Annotated in this window: 16 protein-coding genes; 8 read left to right on the forward strand and 8 right to left on the reverse strand. The window is 72.2% G+C overall.

Annotation, left to right across the window (positions count from 1 at the left end; translation table 11 throughout):
- The first annotated feature begins 142 nt into the window (after positions 1-142).
- From dapE to ACFWJ8_RS00015, 3 genes are all read left to right on the forward strand, one after another.
- Positions 143-1,219 (forward strand): succinyl-diaminopimelate desuccinylase, encoded by a 1,077-nt coding sequence (gene dapE, locus ACFWJ8_RS00005; RefSeq protein WP_378807556.1) that lies wholly within the window; start codon positions 143-145, stop codon positions 1,217-1,219.
- A gap of 6 nt (positions 1,220-1,225) precedes the next feature.
- Positions 1,226-2,452: a hypothetical protein gene (locus ACFWJ8_RS00010; protein ID WP_378807557.1), complete on the forward strand. Its 1,227-nt coding sequence runs from the start codon at positions 1,226-1,228 to the stop codon at positions 2,450-2,452.
- Positions 2,453-2,547: 95 nt separating this feature from the next.
- Complete coding sequence (locus ACFWJ8_RS00015) at positions 2,548-2,721, forward strand: DUF3117 domain-containing protein (RefSeq protein ID WP_019179788.1); 174 nt, start codon at positions 2,548-2,550, stop codon at positions 2,719-2,721.
- A 76-nt stretch (positions 2,722-2,797) separates the two neighbouring features.
- Here ACFWJ8_RS00015 and ACFWJ8_RS00020 read toward each other — a convergent pair whose 3' ends face one another.
- Positions 2,798-3,433 carry an O-methyltransferase gene (locus ACFWJ8_RS00020; protein ID WP_378807558.1) on the reverse strand — a complete coding sequence of 212 codons (636 nt, stop codon included), beginning with the start codon at positions 3,431-3,433 and terminating at the stop codon, positions 2,798-2,800.
- A 72-nt stretch (positions 3,434-3,505) separates the two neighbouring features.
- On the opposite strand from ACFWJ8_RS00020, the gene ACFWJ8_RS00025 reads away from it, so the two are divergent.
- Positions 3,506-3,898 carry a Sec-independent protein translocase TatB gene (locus ACFWJ8_RS00025; protein WP_378807559.1) on the forward strand — a complete coding sequence of 131 codons (393 nt, stop codon included), beginning with the start codon at positions 3,506-3,508 and terminating at the stop codon, positions 3,896-3,898.
- Positions 3,899-3,926: 28 nt separating this feature from the next.
- On the opposite strand, the gene ACFWJ8_RS00030 is transcribed toward ACFWJ8_RS00025, so the two are convergent.
- From ACFWJ8_RS00030 to ACFWJ8_RS00040, 3 genes are read right to left on the reverse strand one after another with little or no spacing between them, the layout of a single operon-like run.
- Positions 3,927-5,084, reverse strand: coding sequence for a P-loop NTPase (locus tag ACFWJ8_RS00030; protein ID WP_378807561.1), 1,158 nt, complete (start codon positions 5,082-5,084; stop codon positions 3,927-3,929).
- Complete coding sequence (locus ACFWJ8_RS00035; RefSeq protein WP_378807562.1) at positions 5,081-5,611, reverse strand: DUF1003 domain-containing protein; 531 nt, start codon at positions 5,609-5,611, stop codon at positions 5,081-5,083. The genes ACFWJ8_RS00030 and ACFWJ8_RS00035 overlap by 4 nt, the downstream gene beginning before the upstream one ends.
- Positions 5,611-6,909, reverse strand: a complete 1,299-nt coding sequence (locus ACFWJ8_RS00040; protein ID WP_378807563.1) for a magnesium transporter MgtE N-terminal domain-containing protein — start codon at positions 6,907-6,909, stop codon at positions 5,611-5,613. The genes ACFWJ8_RS00035 and ACFWJ8_RS00040 overlap by 1 nt, the downstream gene beginning before the upstream one ends.
- A gap of 40 nt (positions 6,910-6,949) precedes the next feature.
- On the opposite strand from ACFWJ8_RS00040, the gene ACFWJ8_RS00045 reads away from it, so the two are divergent.
- Together ACFWJ8_RS00045 and ACFWJ8_RS00050 are read left to right on the forward strand one after the other, a co-directional pair.
- A complete protein-coding gene (locus ACFWJ8_RS00045; protein ID WP_378807565.1) occupies positions 6,950-7,681 on the forward strand; it encodes a general stress protein in 732 nt (243 codons plus the stop codon).
- Between the two features lie 64 nt (positions 7,682-7,745).
- On the forward strand, positions 7,746-8,420 hold the full coding sequence (locus ACFWJ8_RS00050) for an alpha/beta family hydrolase (protein ID WP_378807566.1): 675 nt from the start codon (positions 7,746-7,748) through the stop codon (positions 8,418-8,420).
- A gap of 4 nt (positions 8,421-8,424) precedes the next feature.
- Here ACFWJ8_RS00050 and ACFWJ8_RS00055 read toward each other — a convergent pair whose 3' ends face one another.
- Positions 8,425-9,630 (reverse strand): citrate/2-methylcitrate synthase, encoded by a 1,206-nt coding sequence (locus ACFWJ8_RS00055; RefSeq protein ID WP_378807567.1) that lies wholly within the window; start codon positions 9,628-9,630, stop codon positions 8,425-8,427.
- Between the two features lie 89 nt (positions 9,631-9,719).
- On the opposite strand from ACFWJ8_RS00055, the gene ACFWJ8_RS00060 reads away from it, so the two are divergent.
- Positions 9,720-10,865 (forward strand): citrate synthase, encoded by a 1,146-nt coding sequence (locus ACFWJ8_RS00060; protein WP_378807568.1) that lies wholly within the window; start codon positions 9,720-9,722, stop codon positions 10,863-10,865.
- A 7-nt stretch (positions 10,866-10,872) separates the two neighbouring features.
- Here the strand turns inward: ACFWJ8_RS00060 and ACFWJ8_RS00065 are convergent, their stop codons facing one another.
- The 3 genes from ACFWJ8_RS00065 to ACFWJ8_RS00075 are packed head-to-tail and all read right to left on the reverse strand — an operon-like array spanning position 10,873 to position 15,165.
- Entirely contained in the window at positions 10,873-12,669 is a 1,797-nt protein-coding gene (locus tag ACFWJ8_RS00065) for a gamma-glutamyltransferase family protein (protein WP_378807569.1), read from the reverse strand.
- Positions 12,666-14,093, reverse strand: a complete 1,428-nt coding sequence (locus tag ACFWJ8_RS00070; RefSeq protein WP_378807572.1) for an aminopeptidase P family protein — start codon at positions 14,091-14,093, stop codon at positions 12,666-12,668. Before ACFWJ8_RS00070 ends, ACFWJ8_RS00065 begins: the two co-directional genes overlap by 4 nt.
- Positions 14,094-14,142: 49 nt before the next feature.
- On the reverse strand, positions 14,143-15,165 hold the full coding sequence (locus tag ACFWJ8_RS00075; RefSeq protein WP_378807574.1) for an endonuclease/exonuclease/phosphatase family protein: 1,023 nt from the start codon (positions 15,163-15,165) through the stop codon (positions 14,143-14,145).
- An 84-nt stretch (positions 15,166-15,249) separates the two neighbouring features.
- Here ACFWJ8_RS00075 and ACFWJ8_RS00080 point away from each other — a divergent pair, with 84 nt between their 5' ends.
- Complete coding sequence (locus ACFWJ8_RS00080) at positions 15,250-16,113, forward strand: PHP domain-containing protein (RefSeq protein ID WP_378807575.1); 864 nt, start codon at positions 15,250-15,252, stop codon at positions 16,111-16,113.
- The last annotated feature ends 26 nt before the right edge of the window (positions 16,114-16,139 follow it).

Consider the following 16,139-nt stretch of genomic DNA (forward strand, 5'->3'; position numbering starts at 1 on the left):
TACTGCAGGGGGGACCCTGTGGGAGAGTAGGACACCGCCGGACACCCATTCACGGAATGGCCACCCACACCCTGGGTGGCCATTCCGCGTTAACAACCCACCTCGGACAAGAGCGCTCCACGTCGCTCGGTAGAATCGAACAATGGCGTCGCTCGATCTCACCGTGTCCTCCGTCGAACTCACCCGGAACATCTGCGACATCCCGAGCGTGTCGGGCGACGAGCGCGTGCTGGCAGACGCCATCCATGACGCGATCTCGGCGCTGCCGCACCTCGAGGTCTACCGCGACGGCGACACGATCGTTGCGCGCACGAATCTCGGACGCGCTCAGCGCGTCGTCATCGCCGGCCACATCGACACGGTGCCGATCAACGAGAACCTTCCCACGCGCGACCTCGTGGTCGACGGCGTCCCCGTCATCTGGGGCCGCGGCACGGTCGACATGAAGGGTGGTACCGCGGTGCAGCTGAAGCTCGCGGCCGAGCTCGTCGCCCCCCGCGTCGACATCACGTGGATGTGGTACGACCATGAAGAGGTCGACGCCGACTTGAACGGGCTCACGCGCCTGGCTCGGACCCGCCCCGATCTCTTCCAGGGCGACTTCGCCATCCTGGGCGAACCGTCCAACGGCGCGGTCGAGGGCGGCTGCAACGGCAACCTTCGCGCGATCGTGCGCACGCACGGCGTCCGCGCGCACAGCGCACGCGCATGGGTGGGCGAGAACGCCATCCACAAGGCAGCACCGGTGCTGACGCGGCTGGCCGAGTACGAACCGCGCGAGGTGCCGGTCGAGGGACTCGTGTACCGCGAAGGCCTGAACGCCGTGCGGATCCGCGGCGGTGTCGCGGGCAACGTCATCCCCGACCTGTGCGAGGTCGAGGTCAACTACCGATTCGCGCCGAGCCGCAGCCTCGAGGAGGCCGAGCAGCACGTCCGCGACGTCTTCGCCGGCTTCGATGTGGAGGTCGTCGACGGCGCTGCGGGCGCGCGGCCGGGCCTCGATGCTCCACTTGCGCAGGAGTTCCTCGCCGCGGTCCAGGCCGAGCCGCGGCCGAAGTACGGGTGGACCGATGTCGCGCGGTTCAGCGCGTTGGGCGTCCCCGCCGTGAACTACGGCCCTGGTGACCCGAGCCTGGCTCACCACGACGAGGAGCGGGTGCCGATCGCCCAGATCGAGGCGGTCGAGCAGGGCCTGCGGGCCTGGCTCGCGGGCAGCTGAACGCTCGTGGCTGACGCGTCTCCGGTCGCGCCCGCCCCCGCGGCGCCGGCGCACCCCGCGCGGGCAGCGGTCCGCATCGCCGTCATCTACATCGCCGCGCGGCTGGTGACGACGCTGTTCCTGTTCCTCGCCGCTGAGCTTTCGGGGTTCGGCACCCGCATGGGGCCGGACGCGAATCTCGGCTCGACGGTCGTGGCCTGGGACGGCACCTGGTACTGGCTGATCGGCTACTCCGGGTACCCGTCGACGCTTCCGCTCACCGAGAGCGGGCAGATCGCCGAGAACGCGTGGGCGTTCCTGCCGATCTATCCCTACCTGGCGCAATGGGTGTCGCTCCCGTTCGGGCAATGGGCGGCCGGCGCGCTGATCGTCTCGCTCGTGGCGGGGTATGCGGCATCCCTCGTCCTGTACCGGATGCTGCGTCTGCGACTGGACGAGTCCGCGTCGCTGTGGGCCGTCCTGTTCTTCGCGTGCGGGCCGTTGGCCGCGATGTTCCAGGTGGGCTATGCCGAGACGCTGAACCTCCTGTGGCTGTTCTGCGCCATCTGGTGCGTCATGCGGCGCCGCTACGGTTGGCTCTACCTGCTGATCCCGCTCATGGCGTTCACGCGCCCGGGTGTGCTGGCGTTCTCGCTGTTCCTCGCCCTCTTCGGCATCTGGCGGTGGTGGAACCGCCGCCGCGAGCCGCTGGGCGGTCGCGAGATCGCGCACATCGTCGTACTGGGTCTGCTCGCCGCGGTCGCCGGATTCGCCTGGCAGCTGATCGCGGGGTGGGTGACCGGCGATCCCGGAGCGTATCTGTCCACGGAGCTCGCGTGGCGCCGCAACTGGATCCTGGGGGACGCGAGCTTCGCGCCGTTCGACGGCTTCGCCGCCGGCATCCAGTTCTGGTTCGGCACCATGTGGCAGCTGCCGGCCGTGTGGGGGTACCTCGCCGTGGGGGCGGGGATCGTGGCGATCGCGTGCGCGCTGCTGTGCCTGCCGCAGATCAAGCGGCTCGGCATCGAGATCCGACTGTGGAGCGCCAGCTACCTGTTCTATCTGCTGCTCGTGTTCTTCCCGCAGTCGAGTCTCTTCCGGCTTCTCGTGCCGCTGTCGCCGCTGTGGGGAGCGTTCGCGGTGCCGCGGTCGCGCATGTGGCGGATCGGCGTCCTCGTGGTCTGCCTCGTCGGGCAGTGGTGGTGGATCTACAACATGTACGCGCTCGGGAACACCGTCTGGCAGGTGCCGTGATGTCGAAAACGGATGCCGCTTTCCACAGGCGTGCCCCGGTGTCTGTGCCCTCACGATAAACTTGTCTGGCAGACCATCGATGTAAAGGAGCCGCAATGGCAGCCATGAAGCCGAGAACCGGAGACGGGCCGATGGAGGCCGTGAAGGAGGGCCGACTCATCATCGTGCGCGTGCCGCTCGAGGGTGGGGGCCGTCTGGTCGTCTCCGTGAACGACGCTGAGGCTAAAGAGCTCTACGACGTTCTGGGTGGCGTCGTCAACGCCGCGTAAGTCGCATCGTCCGAAAGGCCGGTCTTCGGACCGGCCTTTCGCGCACCCGCCGGGCACCGCCGGGGCGTGGGCTCGGTCAGGCCGAGGGGACCGTGGTCAGCTGCAACAGCCCCTCGCCGGTGATCGACAGTGCGCCGATGACCGCGGGGGAGGCCTGTGTCTCCTGGATCAGCGAACGGTACGAGGTCGTCACCGCGTCGCGGCGGACGGGGTCGGCTACGGCGCCTCCGGCGAGCACTCGGGGCACCAGGACCGTGCCACCGGCGCGCACGAGGCGCAGCCCGTGCTCCACGTACTCGATGACGCCCTCGGGGTCGGCGTCGACGAGCACGATGTCGTACGACGCCTCGTTCATGCGGGGGAGCACTTCGGATGCCCGCCCGGTGATGAACCGTGCGCGGGCGGCGGGGATCCGGGCGTCCGCGAATGCCTGACGCGCTGCGCCGAGGTGCTCGGGCTCCTTGTCGATCGTCGTGAGCGTCGCGCGCGGCGAGCCGTGCAGCAGCCACAGCCCCGACACTCCTGCGCCGGTGCCGATCTCGACGATGCTGAGCGCCTGCGACGCCGCGGCGATGACGGCGCACTGCGCACCGATCGCCGGGCTCACCGGGGCCGCGCCGAGCTCGAGCGCGTGTGCGCGTGCCGCCGCGATGTGATCGGGCTCACTCGTGGCTTCGTCGACGAACCGCTGGTTCGCGTTCTGCTCTCCCATGCGAATCCTCCGCCCGCCAGCCTACGCGGCTCCGCGGCGCTGGCGGAGCAGGCACGGCGGTAACCTGATGTCATGATCTTCGGCCTCACCATCGAGAAGCTGCTGCTGATCGGTGTCGTCGCGGCGCTCATCCTGGGGCCCGAGCGCCTTCCCCGCTACGCCGAGTCACTGGCGGCGCTCACCAAGCGCGCGCGGGAGTGGGTGTCGACCGCCCGCACGCGGGTCCGCGACGAGATGGGCGAGGACTTCGACGACGTCGACTGGCGCACGCTCGACCCGCGTCAGTACGATCCGCGGCGCATCATCCGCGAGGCGCTGCTGGACGACGCCCCGGTCACCCCGCGCGCCGGGGCCGCCACGACCGCGGCGGCGACGGCGGTCGCGACCGACCCCGGGGCCGCCCCGCGCGACACGTTCCGCGGACCCCTCGACGGCCCGCCGCCGTACGACACCGAGGCCACCTGAACCGCGTCCTCGACGGTCTCCCTCCGCGTCAGCTCGGCCGGAACGGGAGACTGCGTCCGGCCAGGCCCCGCGGGACGCGGGCCAGCGCGTCGGCGACCTGGACGATGGCGCGCGCCGCCGGATCCTCGGGGTGGGCGAGCACGGCCGGGATGCCGGCATCCGCGTCCGTCCTCAACACGGGGCTGAGCGGCACCGACGCGAGCAGGGGCACCTCGTCGCCGGAGCCGGTGAGCGCGGCGGCGACCGCGGCACCGCCGCCGGCGCCGAACAGGTCGAGCGTCGTGCCGTCGGGAAGAGTCATCGCAGCCATGTTCTCGACGACGCCGATGACCTTCTGACCGGTCTGCCGGGCGACCAGTCCGCTGCGCACGGCGACGTCGGAGGCGGCGGTCTGCGGTGTCGTGACGACGAGCACCTCCGCGTTGGGCAGGAGCTGCCCCACCGAGATCGCGACGTCGCCGGTACCCGGCGGCATGTCGAGCAGCAGCACGTCGAGGTCGCCGAAGTAGACGTCGGTGAGGAACTGCTGCACCGTCCGGTGCAGCATCGGGCCGCGCCAGGCGACCGCTCCGAGCGGCGCCGCATCGCCGTCCGCGCGGCGCAGGAACATCCCGATCGAGATGACCTTCACGCCATGGGCGACGGGCGGGAGCATGAGGTCGTCGACCCGGGTCGGCTGGGGCACGCTGCCGTCCGGGCCGACGAGGCCGAGCTGGCCGGGGATCGAGAAGCCGTGCACGTCGGCGTCGACGAGTCCCACGGCGAGGCCGCGTGCCGCCAACGCCGTGGCGAGGTTCGCGGTGACGGTGGACTTGCCGACACCGCCCTTGCCGCTGGTGACGGCGATGACACGGGTGAGGCTGCCGGGGCCGAACGGCATCTCGCGCGCGCGCCCGCCGCGCAGGCGGTCGGTGAGCGCATGCCGCTCCGCGGGCGTCATGACGCCGACGTCGAGCACGACCTCGTCGATGTCCGTGACGGATGCCGCGGCCGCCGTCACGTCGGCGGCGATGCGGTCGGCGGCCGGGCAGCCGACGATCGTGAGCGCGATGGCGACATGTGCGACCGAGCCGTCGACGGAGATGTCGCGCACCATGTCGAGTTCGCTGAGGGGTCGCCGCAGCTCCGGATCGGAGACCGCGCCGACCGCCGCGCGGACGGCGTCCGCACGCGTGCCGCCCGTCATCGTGCGGCGCCGCCCTCGACCTCGGCGGCGTTGTCGAGCTTCTCCAGCAGCGCCCGCAGCTCCGCGCGCAGCACATCCCGCGTCAGCACCTGCTCGGAGAACTCGCTGACCGCCATGCGCAGCGCGACGACCTCCCGGGCCAGGTACTCGGTGTCGGCGAGGTTGCGCTCGGCCCGCTGCCGGTCCTGCTCGATCTGCACGCGGTCGCGGTCGTCCTGCCGGTTCTGCGCCAACAGGATGAGAGGTGCCGCGTACGACGCCTGCAGCGACAGGATCAGGGTCAGCAGCGTGAAGTTGGTCGCCGCGGGGTCGAACTGCAGCTGCGGGGGCATGAAGATGTTCCAGCACAGCCACACCGCGACGAAGATCGTCATCCCGATGAGGAAGCCCGAGGTCCCCATCGCCCGGGCGAACGCCTCGGAGAACCGCCCGAACCGGTCGCTGGACTGCTGCTGGGGTCCGCGCTGCAGCATGCCGGAGCGGCCGCGGGGCGCGTCCAGCGCCGGCTGGCGAGTCGTACGTGCCATCAGCGCCTCCTCGGGATGCTCGCGGTGGTCGTGGGAACGGGGTCGGACGCCGGGCCGTCATCGGCGACATCGTGAGATCGCCAGTCCTCGGGGAGCAGGTAGTCGAGCACGTCGTCGACGCTGACAGCGCCCACGAGCCGGTGCGCGGGATCGACGACGGGCAGCGACACGAGGTTGTACGACGCCAGCAGACGCGCCACCTCGGCGGCCGAGGCCGTCGCCGGCACCGGGTCGAGCGTGTCGTCGATGATCGCCCCGAGGCGTTCGTGCGGCGGATAGCGCAGCATGCGCTGGAAGTGCACCGTTCCGAGCAGGCGGCCCGTCGGCGTCTCGTACGGCGGGAGGGTCACGAACACCGCGGCCGCGAGTGCCGGGTGCAGCTCGTGACGGCGGATGAGCGCGAGCGCCTCGGCGATCGTCGCGTCTGCGGAAAGCACGATCGGCTCGCTCGTCATGAGACCGCCGGCGGTGTCGGGGCCGTACTTCAGGAGGGCGCGGACGTCCTCCGCCTCTTCGGGCTCCATCAGCTCGAGCAGCTCTTCGCGCTGATCCTCGGGGAGCTGCCCGAGGACGTCGGCGGCGTCGTCGGGCTCCATCGCGTCGAGGATGTCGGCGGCGCGCTCGTCGTCGAGCGCCTCGAGGATGTGGACCTGCTCCTCTTCGGGCATCTCTTCGAGGGCGTCCGCGAGCCGGTCATCGGGCAGCTCCTCGACGACCTCGAGCAGGCGCTCCTCGGGCAGGTCGAGCAGGGTGTTCGCGAGGTCGGCGGGACGCAGCTCCGAGTACGTGGCCACGAGCTGCTCGGCGGACTGGGCCTCGCCGGGCACCTGGCGTTCGCGCACGTCGTCCCACGCCGCGAACGTGGTGGGTCCCTTCGCGAACGGCGACGCGCTCGTCTTGGGCTTGCGCAGGAACAGCTGGCCGACGTCCCATTCGCCGAGCCGGTTGCGCTCGATCGCGACGTCCTCGATGACCGCGGTGCCCGAGCCGTCGGCGAGGAAGACCTTGCGACCGACCATCTCGGCCATGACGCGCACCTCGCCGCCGCGCTGCTGGAAGCGGCGCACATTGATCAGGCCGGTCGTGATGACCTGGCCGGTGGCGATCGAGGTGACACGCCCGATGGAGACGAACACGTTGCGCCGGCCGGGGATCTCGACGACCAGGCCGATGACGCGCGGCGGATCGTCTTTTCGATAGATGACGACGACGTCGCGGACCTTGCCGAGACGATCGCCGGCGGGGTCGAAGACCGAGCACCCGGAAAGGCGCGCGACGAAAACCCTCTGCGTGCTCACACGTCCCAGCGTAGTCCGCGTGCCGTGGGAGGATGGGGAGATGACCATGATGGGAGGGCGCTTGCCGCAGGGTTCGGATGCCGTCGGTCAGACGGTGGCGAACTTCCCGACGTACGAGGCCGCGCAGAAGGCGGTGTCGTCGCTCATCGCAGCCGACATCCCGGCGCGCGACATCGCGATCGTCGGTCAGGGGCTCCGCTCGATCGAACGCATCACCGGCCGTCTCGGCTACGCCTCGGCCGCCCGCTCCGGCGCGGTCAACGGCGTCCTGCTCGGCCTGCTGTTCTCGGCGATCCTCGTGATCGGCTCGCCCTCGGTGCCGATCCAGGCATTCGTCGGCGTGCTGTTCGTCGGCATCGCCATCGGCATGCTCATGAGCATCGTGGCGTACTCGTTCGTGCGCCGGCGTCGCGACTACGCGTCGGTCATGCAGGTGCTCGCGGACCACTACGAGGTCACCGTCGCGCAGAACAGCGTGCAGCGCGCGCGTCAGGTGCTCGGCCCGCTGTCGGCGGCGCCGACAGCGGCCCAGCCGACCTCGCCGACCACTCCGGGCCCCGCCCCGGCGGCGCCCCGGCCCGCGGAGCCGCCGAAGTACGGCGAGCGGGTGGCGGCGCCGGCGGCTTCTGCCGCCGACTCCGCCTCGTCGTCCACGGCCGAGACGTCGGACGCGCCCGACGCCGCCGACGTGGACGCCCCTGCCCCCGACGCGGCTCCGGCCCCCGACGCGGCTGCGGCCGACGAGCCTGCGAAGGACGACGGTCCCCGATGACCTGAGCCGTCGCGACGGTCGTCGAGCGCGACGAGTGGCGGTGCGATCCGCCGGAGGGTGACACATGACGCACGAGGCCACGATCGCCGTCGAGCTGCCGTCCGGTGCGGTGGCGGTGTCGGCCGAGTACGAGTCGCCCCCGGAGCCCTGGGCGTTCGCGGCGGTGGCGCACGGCGCCGGCGCGGGGTACCGGCATCCCTTCCTCCTGGGGTTCGCCGGCGGACTCGCGCGCGAGGGGATCGCGACCGTGCGGTTCAACTTCCCGTACGTGGAGCAGGGGCGACGGATGCCGGGGCCCGCGGCGCATGCCGTCGCGACGTGGGCGGCGGTCGAGGCGGACGTGCGCGGTCACGCGGACGGCCTGCCCGTGTTCGCGATGGGCAAGTCTTACGGCGGACGCATGGCGTCGATGGCGGCGGCGGAGGGCGCGATCGCACCGGCGGGGCTCGTGTACCTCGGCTACCCGCTGCACCCGCCGGGACGCCCGGACAGGCCGCGTGTCGATCACCTGCCCGACGTGCCCCAGCCGCAGCTGTTCGTGGAGGGGACGAACGACCCGTTCATCGACCCGCACGAGCAGCTCGTGGCCGCCGTCGCCTCCTGTCGGGCGGCCGAGATCTCGTGGATCGAGGGCGGAGGGCACTCGTTCGAGGTGAAGGGGCGCAAGCGCGCAGCGGCCGACATCGGCGCCGAGCTCGCCGCGGGAGTGGCCGCGTGGATGCGGGGCGTCACCGGCTGACAGGTCAGTCCGCGGCCGCAGGACCCACGTAGCGCCCGCGCGGGCGCAGACGCATCGGCTTCTGGTCGTACTCGTCCCTCGCGTGCGCGATCCATCCGGCGAGACGCCCGATCGCGAACACGACCGCCCCGGCGTCCTCGCCCATGTCGCCCCACAGGGCGAAGGCGGCCAGCGCAAGGTCCAGGTTCGGCCGCGTGTCGGCGTGCCGTGCGACCTCTGCCGCGACGGCGTCGACCAGGTCGACGACCTCGTCGCCACCCGGCGCGGCGTGCAGGAGCTCCCGCAGCACGACGGCGCGCATGTCGCCACCGGCATACAGCGGCTGCCCGAAGCCCGGGATGCCGCGCCCGCTGTCGCGCACCGCGCGGGCGATCGCCGCTGCGGGGCTCTCACCGCCCTGCACGGCACGCAGCATGCGTACGGCATCCCGGCTCGCGTGGCCGTGGAGGGGAGCGTCGAATGCGCCCAGCGCGGCCGTCACGATCGCGTAGGCGGACCCGCGAGCGGATGCCGCCACCCGGGCCGCCAGCGTCGACACCGCGAGATCGTGGTCGACGACGAGCACGAGCGCGGCGTCGATCAGTCGCGCCCCGCCTGCGCGCGGCCGGCCGGCGAGAGCGGTCCACAGCGTCTCGGCGATCGGGGACTCGGCCGGCACAGCCTCCGTGAGCGCGGCGGGCAGGCCGACGAGCAGCCGCGCGCCGATGCGTGCGAGGGCCTCGACCGAGGGGTCGTCGCGCAGCGGATCCGTGCTCGCGAAGGCCGTGACCGCGACGAGCAGCCGGTCCAGGGGAGTAGCGGCTGCGCCGAGCGCGGCCACCGTGCGGCGCGCCAGGGCGAGATCGGCCTCGTCCGGGCCTCGCAGCACCGGAACGTCCCAGAGCCAGCGGACGACCTCGTCGAACGTCGACTCCCGCGCAAGCCGGGCGGCCGAACGCTCGCGGTAGAAGAGCTCGTCGTCCTCCAGGTGCGCGAGTGCAGTGTCCAGCACCATGAGCGGCATGCCCCCGCCCGTGGGTTCCACGGCGCGCGGCGCGACGCGACGTCGGCGGAGGGCGAAGGCCTCGACCTCCAGCGGATCGAAGGAGGAGCCGGAGGCGTCCCGCTCTCGGGAGAGCAGCCCGCGAGAGACGTACGCGTACAACGACTCGGGCTTCACGCCGAGACGCGCGGCCGCCTGTGCCGCGGTGAGACGGGGAAGTTCGCTCATGAGGTTGATCCGATCAAGATTGACGAATTGAGGATCAAGTTCCGACACTGACTGTAGCGCGGCAGACGCGGCGCAGGACGGAGACGGAGATGAACGCGATGATGTCGACGGTCGACGTGCCGTGCGGGCTCGCGGGCGTCGTCGTGGCGGAGACGACGATCGGCGACGTGCGGGGCGACGAGGGCTTCTATCAGTACCGCGACCGTTCGGCCGTCGAGCTCGCAGAGACCGCCACTTTCGAGGCAGCGTGGCAGCTGCTGGTCACGGGCGAGGCGCCGAGCTCCGCCTCGACGGCCGCGTTCCGCGCGCGGGTCGAGGCTGCGCGGACGGGCGCGCGGGCCGACCTCGAAGAGGTCCTCGACGCGGTGGGACCAGTGACGCCCGGCGTCCTCGCCGGGCTTGCGGCGTCCTGGCCGCTGCTGGGCGCGCGGCGCGGCATCCACCCGCTCTACGACCTCGACGCCGACGCGCGGCGGACGGACGCGCTCACCATGGCCGCCGTCACCGCACCGCTCGTCGCGGGACTGTGGCGGCGGTCACGCGGGGAGGACCCGCTGCCGCCTCTCGCCGGCCGGGGAGTCGTGGCGGACTATCTGCACCAGGTGACCGGTGTCGTGCCCGCGGCGGCCGTGGAGCGGGCGCTCACGGCGTATCTCGTGTCGGTGATGGACCACGGGTTCAACGCGTCGACGTTCACCGCCAGGGTCATCGCGTCGACCGGCGCCGACGTCGCGGCGTGCCTGACGGGGGCGCTCGGCGCGCTCACCGGGCCGCTGCACGGCGGTGCGCCGGCCCGAGCGCTCGACGGCCTCGACACCGTCGGCACCTCGGAGCGGATCGAGCAGTGGATCCGCGGGGAGCTGGCGGCCGGGCGCCGGCTCATGGGCTTCGGGCATGCGGTGTACCGCACCGCCGATCCGCGTGCCCAGCTGATGAAGCAGGTCGCGCAGGACCTCGGCGGTGCGCGCGTCGCACTCGCCCTGGAGTTCGAGCAGACGGCCGAGCGCCTGCTCGCGGAGGCCAAGCCCGGCCGCGAGCTTCACGCCAACGTCGAGTTCTGGGCGGCGATCGTGATGGAGGAGTGCGGGCTCCCGCGTGAGATGTTCACGCCCACCTTCGCGATCGCCCGCACGATCGGCTGGACCGCCCACATCCTCGAACAGGCGGACGACCCGAAGATCATCCGCCCATCCGCGCGCTACGTCGGACCGCCGGTGCAGCGGCCCGCGGCCTAGGCGCTGCTCACCGGCCGGCGGCGTAGCCCTGCATGCCGCGGGGGTTGGCGGCGGCCCAGAGCACTCCTTCGGCGCTCCTTCCGGCGGCCGAGACGCGGCCGAGAGCCCAGTCGCCCGCACGCGTGACGACGTGGCCGCGGCGTTCGAGCCCCGTGATCACGTCCTCGCCGAGCCGGTTCTCGACCACCGCGCCGGCGGGGGTCCACGTGCGCGGCCAGAACGACTCGGGCAGCGCGCTGGTGTGCAGCGCCGGCGCGTCGATCGCCTGCTGCGGGGTGTAGCCGCCGACGATGATGCGCAGCAGGGCGAGCAGCTGCCACTGGTCCTGCTGGTCGCCGCCCGGCGAGCCGATGGCGAACGCGGGAACGCCGCCCTGCAGGACGAGCGTCGGAGTGAGGGTCGTGCGCGGCCGCCGGCCCGGCACGAGTGACGAGGCGTGGCCGGGCTCGAGCCACGTCATCTGCAGGCGCGTGCCGAGGCAGAACCCGAGGGCAGGGATCGTGGGCGAGGATTGCAGCCAGCCGCCGGACGGCGTGGCCGACACGATGTTGCCCCACCGGTCGATGACGTCCAGGTGGCACGTGTCGCCGCGCGTCTCTCCGGTCTTCGCGACCGTCGGTTCGCCCGTTCCCACGGCCGGTGCGTCGTACGACGTGCGCAGGGGCGGCCGGAACGGGGTGCGCCCTGCGAGGGACCCCGGCCGGAACTCGGCCGAAGCGATCTCGCCGATGAGCGCACGCCTTTCGGCGAGGTAGCCGTCGTCGAGCAGGGCGTCGAGGTCGACGTCGGCGTCGCCGAACCAGGCGTCGCGATCGGCGTACGCGAGCTTCTGCGCCTCGAGGATCGTGTGCGCGCCTGCTTCCTGCGAGGGGTCGAGCAGATGGTCGTCGAGAGGCTCGAGCATTCCGAGGGTCTGCAGCAGCGCCGGGCCCTGCGTCCACGCGCCCGCCTTGGCGATGGTGTGCCCGCGGAACTCACGCATGACGGGCGCCTCATAGCCCGCCTCGAACGTCGCGAAGTCATCAGGCGTGATGACGGCGGCATGCATCCCGCCCCCGGAATGCCGGTGCGGCCGGGCGAGGAACGTGGATGCCTCGTGCGCGACGATCCCCGTCCGCCACTGCGTGCGCGCGGCGTCGATGCGGGCGGCGCGTCCGACGGGACCGTCGTCGCGGACGGCGCAGGACGCGTGGACGAGCGAGTCCAGCACGTCGGCATACGCGGGGTTGCGCACGATCCGGCCGGCCGTGGGCACCTCGCCATCCGGCATCCACAGCGCCGCCGAGGTCGTCCAGTCGTCGCGGAACAGCTCGGCGACGCGGGCGATCGTGGCCGCGGCGCCGGCCACCAGCGGATGACCGTCGCGGGCGTAGCCGATCGCGTACGCGAGCACATCCGCGAGCTCCCACGTGCCGTGGTCGCGCAGCAGCAGCAGCCACGCGTCGACCGCGCCGGGCACCGCGGCCGCCAGCCCTCCGGCGCCGGGCACGAGCTCGAGGCCCTCGGCGAGGTAGTGCTCGATCGTCGCGCCGGCGGGCGCCGGCCCCTGACCCATGAGGACCGTCGGCGTGGCGGCATCCACCGGCTGGAAGATGCCGACCAGATCCCCGCCGGGCCCGTTGAGGTGAGGTTCGACAACGTGAAGGACGAAGGCCGCCGCGACCGACGCGTCGAACGCGTTGCCGCCGCGCTCGAGCACGGCCTGTGCAGTCGCGGTGGCCAGCCAGTGGGTCGAGGCCGACATGCCGAACGTGCCCGTCAGCGTCGGGCGCGTCGTGAACGACGAGGGCGGCGTGTACGTCACGACCGGGCGCGGGCGATCCAGGCCTCGACCTCATCGGCCGTGCGCGGGATGCCGGCGGACAGGTTGACGGGACCGTCGGCGGTCATCAGGATGTCGTCCTCGATGCGCACGCCGATCCCGCGGTACTCCTCGGGCACGGTCACGTCGTCGATCTGGAAGTACAGGCCGGGCTCGATCGTGAACACCATGCCCGGCTCGAGCGGGCCGTCGTAGTACATGTCGCGGCGCGCCTGTGCGCAGTCGTGCACGTCGATGCCGAGGTGATGGCTCGTGCCGTGCACCATGTAGCGGCGGTGCTGGCCGCCACGGTCCGCGTCGAGGGCCTCTTCGGCCGTGACGGGAAGCAGCCCCCACTCCGCGACGCGCGCCGCGATGACCTGCATGGCGGCCTCGTGCACCGAGCGGAATCTGACGCCCGGCCGGGCGGCGGCGAACGCGGCGTCCGCCGCCTCGCGCACCGTCTCGTAGACCTTGCGCTGGACGTCGCTGAAACGGCCGTTCACGGGGAAGGTGCGCGTGATGTCGGCGGTGTAGAGGCTGTCGACCTCGACGCCGGCGTCGATGAGGATCAGGTCGCCCGGCACCACCGCGCCGTCGTTCCGGGTCCAGTGCAGGTAGCACGCGTGGGGCCCGGAGGCGGCGATCGTGTCGTAGCCGACCGTGTTGCCGTCGCTGCGCGCGCGCTGGTGGAAGACGCCCTCGACGACGCGCTCGCCGCGGGGATGCTCGATGATCGCCGGCAGGTTCGCGACGATGTCGTCGAACCCGCTCGCCGTCACCTGCACCGCCAGCTCCATCTGCGCGATCTCGTAGGAGTCCTTCACGAGGCGCAGTTCCGACACGAAGCGCGTGAGGTCGTCGTCCTCGTCGACGACGACGTCGCCGTCGCGGGACTCGAAGTCGTCGACGTGCGCCGTGGCCACGCCGAGGTCCGCGGCCACACCGGCGAGCGCCGGGCGCGGGCCGATCCAGAACTCGCCGATCGAGGCATCCGAGTAGAACTCGCTCGTGGTGCGGTCGGCGCGCTCACGGAAGTACAGGGTGACCTCGTGGCCGCCCGCGGCGAGCGGCTCGAACACGAGCACGGAGCCGGGCTCGGCATCGGAGGCCCAGCCGGTCAGGTGGGCGAAGGCCGAGTGCGCGCGGAACGGATAGTCGGTGTCGTTGCTGCGCTGCTTGAGCTCGCCCGCCGGCACCACGACGCGCTTGCCGGGGAACGCGGCCGACACGGCTTCGCGTCGCGCGGCGGCGAACGGCGCCTGATCGCGCGCCGGCGGCGCCTGATCGGGGCGCTCGGCCCAGCCGGTCGAGATGGTGTCGAGGAATCCCTGGCCGAACGGCTGACGGCGGTTCGTGCTGGTCGAGGTGTGCGTCTGTGCGGTGCTCGTGGCCCCCGCGGACGTCTCGCTGGCTGCGGTGCTCATGCGTCCAGTCTCGCACGCGCGCCGGACACGCGCGCGGGCCGCCGGGGCGTCAGCCGGCGGGCTCGTACTGGACGATCAGCGGACGGTGGTCCGACCCGGATCCATCGAGCGAGCGGAGCACGATCGAACCCGTCGCGCGCCACTGCTTCGAGGCCATGACGTGGTCGATCGGCGCGCCCAGGATGGCCGGCACGTCGGTGGCCCACGTGCCCAGCGCGCCGTTTCCGGTCTCGACCGCGGCGTCGGTGCAGTGGCCGAGCGTCGCGCCGTCGATCCCGAGACCCGACATGTGGTCGACCGTCGCGTTGAAGTCGCCCGCCATGATGACGTTGCCGTCGCCGCACTGGTCGGCGAGCCACTGCAGGTCGTCGCGCCAGTCGTCCATGTACTCCTCGCGCGGGGCGACGGCGTGCGCGGCGACGACGATCGGACCGTTTCCCGACACGGGCATCGCCACGGCGCTCGGCACGGTCGACGTGTTGCTCGTGCCGTCGCTGGAGGACTCGATGACCGAGTAGTCGCCGAGCTCGGGCGAGATCAGCAGCGTCGTCGAACCCGCATCCCATTCGGTGGAGGGGTCCTCGGCGTGGTGCGCCCACATGCGGTGACCGAGCTCGCGCATGGCGACCGCGACCGCGGCCCCCGTCTCGATCGTCGTCTCGGGGAGGGCGACGATGTCGGCATCCATCGCCACGGCGATCTTCGCGATCGTCTCGGGCGAGGTCGCCGGGCCTGCGGTGTTCCAGGTCATGACGCGGACGCTGGTCTCGGTCTTCGCCGGCAGCGGGTCGGTGCCCAGTCCGCCGCGCGACGCGACGATGGCCCCGTTCGCCACCATGGCCAGGCCGGCCACGATCGAGAGGGCGAACGCCAGCGGGCGGATCGGGCGCACGATCGCGAGGAGCAGTGCGACGACGGCGACGGCCGCGAACGCGAGCACCATGACGCCGCGGAACGACACCAGCTGGGCGAACGGATACATGCGTTCGACGTGGAAGAAGCCCGGCCAGGTCAGCACGGCCGCGGCGACGGCGCACAGCACCGTGACGAGGATCCCGAGCACGCGCAGCACGCCCGCGACTCTATGCGGCCAGGCTGGGAGATCGGTCAGCGCCGCCCCGCGTGGAGCGTGCTATCGCCGCGCTACGCTCGGAGGATGCCGACGACGCAGCGCTTCGAGGGACCGAGCGATCTGCACCTGCACTCGGCCCACTCCGACGGCACCCAGCCTCCCGCCGAGGTCATGGCCTCCGCCCACCGTCACGGGGTGCGCACGGCCGCCCTCACCGACCACGACACGACCTCCGGCTGGGCCGAGGCGGCCGAGGCGGCGGCATCCCTTGCGATGACGTTCCTCCCCGGCATGGAGCTGTCGGCCCGCCACGAATGGCGCAGTGTCCACGTGCTCGCGTACCTCCCGGATCCGGACGACCCGGATCTGCGTGCCGAGACGGCCCGCATCCGGTCGGCACGACTGGATCGCGCACGGATCATGGCCGACCGCATCGCCCGCGACTACGACCTCGTGTGGGACGACATCCTCGCCCAGACCACCGATGGCGCCACCGTGGGCCGCCCGCACATCGCCGACGCCCTCGTCGCGCGCGGATTCGTGCGCGACCGCGCCGAGGCGTTCGCCGGCATCCTGAGCCCTCGCGGTGACTACTACGTGGCGCTCTACGCTCCCGACCCGGTGACGGCCGTCGCCCTCGTGGCCGGTGCCGGGGGAGTGCCCGTCATCGCGCACCCCGCAGGACGCGCGGGCCTGCTGCCGGCCCCGCTGCTGGCGCGGATGCTCGACGCCGGGCTCGCCGGCTTCGAACTCGGCCACCGCGAGAACCGCGAGCCCGGCCTGCAGACGCTGCGGGACCTGTGCCGCGAGCGGGATCTGATCGTGACCGGCTCCAGCGACTACCACGGCCTCGGCAAGCCGAACCAGCCGGGCGAGCACACCACGAGCGACGACATGGTCGCGCGCATCATCGACCGTGCAACCGGAAGCGCCCCCGTCTACCCGTGAGGGCGGACGAGGGCGCTTGCGCGAAC

Origin of the sequence: Microbacterium sp. NPDC058389, assembly GCF_042722305.1 — a bacterium.
In the GTDB taxonomy this organism is placed as follows: Bacteria; Actinomycetota; Actinomycetes; order Actinomycetales; family Microbacteriaceae; genus Microbacterium.

Bases quoted from the DNA above. Each gene is read 5' to 3' on its own strand.
- ACFWJ8_RS00015 (WP_019179788.1), top strand. From the start codon at position 2,548: ATGGCAGCCATGAAGCCGAGAACCGGAGACGGGCCGATGGAGGCCGTG.
- ACFWJ8_RS00055 (WP_378807567.1), bottom strand. From the start codon at position 9,630: ATGAGCGAACTTCCCCGTCTCACCGCGGCACAGGCGGCCGCGCGTCTC.
- ACFWJ8_RS00080 (WP_378807575.1), top strand. From the start codon at position 15,250: ATGCCGACGACGCAGCGCTTCGAGGGACCGAGCGATCTGCACCTGCAC.
- ACFWJ8_RS00020 (WP_378807558.1), bottom strand. From the start codon at position 3,433: ATGGGAGAGCAGAACGCGAACCAGCGGTTCGTCGACGAAGCCACGAGT.
- ACFWJ8_RS00035 (WP_378807562.1), bottom strand. From the start codon at position 5,611: ATGGCACGTACGACTCGCCAGCCGGCGCTGGACGCGCCCCGCGGCCGC.
- dapE (WP_378807556.1), top strand. From the start codon at position 143: ATGGCGTCGCTCGATCTCACCGTGTCCTCCGTCGAACTCACCCGGAAC.
- ACFWJ8_RS00045 (WP_378807565.1), top strand. From the start codon at position 6,950: ATGACCATGATGGGAGGGCGCTTGCCGCAGGGTTCGGATGCCGTCGGT.
- ACFWJ8_RS00025 (WP_378807559.1), top strand. From the start codon at position 3,506: ATGATCTTCGGCCTCACCATCGAGAAGCTGCTGCTGATCGGTGTCGTC.
- ACFWJ8_RS00050 (WP_378807566.1), top strand. From the start codon at position 7,746: ATGACGCACGAGGCCACGATCGCCGTCGAGCTGCCGTCCGGTGCGGTG.
- ACFWJ8_RS00030 (WP_378807561.1), bottom strand. From the start codon at position 5,084: ATGACGGGCGGCACGCGTGCGGACGCCGTCCGCGCGGCGGTCGGCGCG.
- ACFWJ8_RS00060 (WP_378807568.1), top strand. From the start codon at position 9,720: ATGAACGCGATGATGTCGACGGTCGACGTGCCGTGCGGGCTCGCGGGC.
- ACFWJ8_RS00070 (WP_378807572.1), bottom strand. From the start codon at position 14,093: ATGAGCACCGCAGCCAGCGAGACGTCCGCGGGGGCCACGAGCACCGCA.